The sequence below is a fragment of the Kluyvera intermedia genome, from assembly GCF_021440345.1.
In the GTDB taxonomy this organism is placed as follows: domain Bacteria; phylum Pseudomonadota; class Gammaproteobacteria; order Enterobacterales; family Enterobacteriaceae; genus Kluyvera; species Kluyvera intermedia_A.
Genome location: NZ_JAKCNS010000151.1, coordinates 1 through 2,502, shown reverse-complemented (window position 1 = coordinate 2,502; position 2,502 = coordinate 1). Strand labels below are relative to the sequence as shown.

General features: G+C 36.2%; 6 protein-coding genes. All 6 read right to left on the bottom strand.

All coding sequences use genetic code 11. The annotated features are described in order from the left end of the window. A partial coding sequence (locus LZ634_RS22380; RefSeq protein WP_234508926.1) for a portal protein occupies positions 1-560 on the bottom strand: 560 nt, incomplete at its 3' end. A gap of 18 nt (positions 561-578) precedes the next feature. After that, entirely contained in the window at positions 579-878 is a 300-nt protein-coding gene (locus LZ634_RS22375) for a hypothetical protein (RefSeq protein ID WP_234508925.1), read from the bottom strand. A 3-nt stretch (positions 879-881) separates the two neighbouring features. Further along, positions 882-1,166, bottom strand: a complete 285-nt coding sequence (locus LZ634_RS22370) for a DUF5476 domain-containing protein (protein ID WP_234508924.1) — start codon at positions 1,164-1,166, stop codon at positions 882-884. 31 nt (positions 1,167-1,197) lie between these two features. Continuing rightward, positions 1,198-1,437 (bottom strand): phage protein, encoded by a 240-nt coding sequence (locus LZ634_RS22365; protein WP_234508923.1) that lies wholly within the window; start codon positions 1,435-1,437, stop codon positions 1,198-1,200. A 43-nt stretch (positions 1,438-1,480) separates the two neighbouring features. Next, positions 1,481-2,002, bottom strand: a complete 522-nt coding sequence (locus tag LZ634_RS22360; protein ID WP_234508922.1) for a glycoside hydrolase family protein — start codon at positions 2,000-2,002, stop codon at positions 1,481-1,483. Next, positions 1,968-2,342 (bottom strand): endonuclease I, encoded by a 375-nt coding sequence (locus LZ634_RS22355; RefSeq protein ID WP_234508921.1) that lies wholly within the window; start codon positions 2,340-2,342, stop codon positions 1,968-1,970. Before LZ634_RS22355 ends, LZ634_RS22360 begins: the two co-directional genes overlap by 35 nt. Positions 2,343-2,502: the final 160 nt, after the last annotated feature.

Below are 2,502 nucleotides of genomic sequence, written 5' to 3'. Positions count from 1 at the left end.
TTCCCATAACCATCACGCTGTACAACATAGTTGTTTAGTTTATATAATTTACATGGATTATAACCATCACCATCACCACTTTCAGGCGGTGTAATAAACAATAGAGCATTGCCACTAATTACTAATTGTCTAATTGCTTCAGTAAGAACTACACGATATGAATTATCAGCCATGTATTTCATTAAAATACGTTCTACCATTGACAAGCCTTGATCTACTAAAGTCATTTGAGACTTATCAGATTCATATTGCTTTAGAACATATTCGTTTACGTTAAGTTTGAACCACGGTTGAGACATTGGGAAAAGTGCATTACTTAATTTCGCAGTCAAGTTATTAACACACATACTTCCCATGCTTTGATAAGGGGTTACAAATGAATCACTTGATGTGCTTCCCCATGTAAATTCTTCAGGGAACCAAGATGGAACAGTTACCCGTGCACAACGTAACGCCCGGTCAATATAAGATTGTCGATCATTCTCAAGTCGTGAATAAGTTGATTGTGCACCGTTAAGACCTAATCCCTGTCTAACCAATGGTTTTTTCTTTTTCGCCATTGTGCTTTCCTTTTATTATTATAGATTGATTCCTGTGCCGCTTGAACGTGCAATAGATAGGGAACGTTTACCACCCGCATTAATTTTACGTTTTGCACTTTCAGTATTTTCTTCAGTGTCTGTATCAGCAGTAGTATTAGTTGGAACATCTACAGCTACGGCTGATGGATCTGGTGCAGTGTCCTGTGCTTGTACAACCACCTCTGGAGCTTCACCAGTAATTGCACCTACAGCACCCTTAGCTACCTTCTCTACTGGTTTAGTCACCGACTTAACTACTTTCTTAACTGCCTTTTTAATTTTTTTGAATAGACCCATTTTTTATTTTCCTCCGAAAACAGATTTACGTTTGATTGATTTACCGATTTTTGATGCGGTAATGTCTGATGAACTTGTTGTGTTCTGTGTTTTTAATTCAGTTGAAGAATCGCTATCTCGTTTATTAGTTAGTGAATCAATTCCTGAATCTTCAGTTGTTTGATCGTCACTCGTTCCAGCCTCTCCAAATTGGATACCTGCTATTTCATCTGAAATAGGTGTAGGTTGAACGGCTGTAGCTTGTGGAACTTCAACTTTTGGTTGTTTAATCTTCGGGCTAAAACACATTTGTTTTATTCCTCCTTAGCTTTATTTAGTATTAATCGTATTGATCACGATTGTTATAAATCATGTCTATACGCTGGAACGCAGAATAGACCCCTTCTACATATCCATTAATGAATGCTTCTGATAGTCCGTTTTCACGCATACGATCAATGATTCCTGACATCTTCAAATACTCATAAGTGAATACTGTATGAAGATATTCGGCACATTCTTTAGATAGAGTTGGTTCCTGTCCTACCTCTGGTAAATTTTTAATTGCATTAACAATCATTTTATTTCCCCTTTTAATCCCTTATAGGGAACGTTGATACTCTTTATTTAGTGAAAACTCTGTACGCCTCTAATGAACCAGTCCTGAATACTTCTATTACCCGGTCACTTCGTTTTGGTGTTTGAGAATTCCACTTACTTTGTTTTAGATTTACAGCGGCTTTATCCCACTTTTTGGACTTTAAATACTGTAGTGAATTAGTGAATGCCGCTACACCAGTTACTCCGAGCTGGAAGCACATGTTGATCAGTGCCATTTGTCTAATATCATCAAGACTTTGATAGACTGCGTTCACGTTTGAATTTTGTTTGATTTGATTAATTACGCCTTGAACGTCTTCATTAAAAAGCGTTTCTACTTCTTTCCCTGTTAACGCTCCGTTGGTAGTCCTTCCAAATTTTTTATCCAAAATTGCAAGAGCTTCTATTCTATTTGCACTACGTGTTACAAGATGGCCTACGCCAATAGTGAAGTAACCTACTGTATCTTTATAAAGATTCAGTTTGATTCCTTCATCAAACTTGATCATTTCAAAGATTGTTATTTTGATTTCGTTTCCATTCATTTATTTCTTCCTTCCATGAATCGGGCATTTCTTTATTTGCCCATTTAAAGCCGTGCTTATCTGCCCACTGTCCGTATGTGGTTTTGCTTGTTTTGTTAAGTTTGTTATTAGCGTTTTGGAATACAAACCGAATATCTAATTCAGGATGTTGTTCTTTTATAGAAAGGTGTTTACTTCGATCTGAGGGCTTGAAATAGCCTTTTGTTTCTATAAGAATATTTCCAATGAGGAAATCAGGTGTGTAAGTCTTAGTAACGACATACTTTAGTTTCTTACTTTCGTATTCAAAGTCTCCTAATGTTTCACTAAAATCCTTTTCAAATTTAGACCTATATTGCATACCTATCCTTTTTGTAGTTTGCTCAAAACAATCTTAGTAATACTTTGTCCCTGCATCAGTTTCTGAGTTGCGATCTTAGTAGCTTCATCTTTATTTAGTGCTTGAATAGTGTAGATACTTGGTATCCCCTGACTTGTTAAAATATAAACGTTGTAGTAAT